This window comes from Delftia acidovorans NBRC 14950, assembly GCF_001598795.1.
Classification (GTDB): domain Bacteria; phylum Pseudomonadota; class Gammaproteobacteria; order Burkholderiales; family Burkholderiaceae_C; genus Comamonas; species Comamonas acidovorans.
In genome coordinates this window covers 1-899 of the sequence record NZ_BCZP01000084.1, presented here as the reverse complement: position 1 = coordinate 899, position 899 = coordinate 1, and the positions used below count along the sequence as shown (strand labels likewise).

General features: G+C 68.4%; 1 protein-coding gene. It reads left to right on the top strand.

From position 1 onward, the window contains the following. On the top strand, positions 1-899 hold an 899-nt coding region (locus DA1_RS29360; RefSeq protein ID WP_255288226.1), incomplete at both ends, for an aconitase family protein.

The window sequence follows — 899 nt, the reverse complement described above, 5'->3', positions numbered from 1 at the left end:
CTGGACCCCAGGATCCAGCAGGAAATCGTCGAGCGCGACCTCTACGCCACGGCCGTGCTCTCGGGCAACCGCAACTTCGACGGGCGCATCCATCCCCAGGCCAAACAAGCCTTCCTGGCCTCGCCGCCGCTGGTCGTGGCCTATGCGCTGGCGGGCACGGTGCGCTTCGACATCGAGCAGGACGTGCTGGCTGTGGTGGACGGGCGCGAGATCCGCCTCAAGGACCTGTGGCCCGCCGACGAGGAGATCGACGCCATCGTTGACCAAGCGGTCAAACCTGCGCAATTCCGCGCCGTCTACGAACCCATGTTCGCCATCCGCAAGGACGATGGCGACAAGGCCTCGCCCCAGTACGCCTGGCGCCCCCAGTCCACCTACATCCGCCGCCCGCCGTACTGGGATACCGAAGGCGTGGGCGCGCTGGCGGCCTTCCCGCGCACGCTGCGCAACATGCGGCCACTGGCGCTGCTGCCCGACAACATCACCACCGACCACCTGTCGCCCTCCAACGCCATCCTGGCCGACAGCGCGGCGGGCGAATACCTGGCGCGCATGGGCCTGCCCGAGGAAGACTTCAACTCCTACGCCACCCACCGCGGCGACCACCTCACCGCCATGCGCGCCACCTTCGCCAACCCGCAGCTGGTCAATGAAATGGCCGTCATCGACGGCGTGCAGCACAAGGGATCGCTGGCGCGCATCGAGCCCGAAGGCCGCGTGGTGCGCATGTGGGAGGCCATGGAAACCTACCTGAACCGCCGCCAGCCGCTGATCATCATCGCGGGTGCCGACTACGGCCAGGGCAGCTCGCGCGACTGGGCGGCCAAGGGAGTGCGGCTGGCCGGAGTCGAGGCCGTGGTGGCCGAAGGCTTCGAGCGCATCCACCGCACCAACCTCAT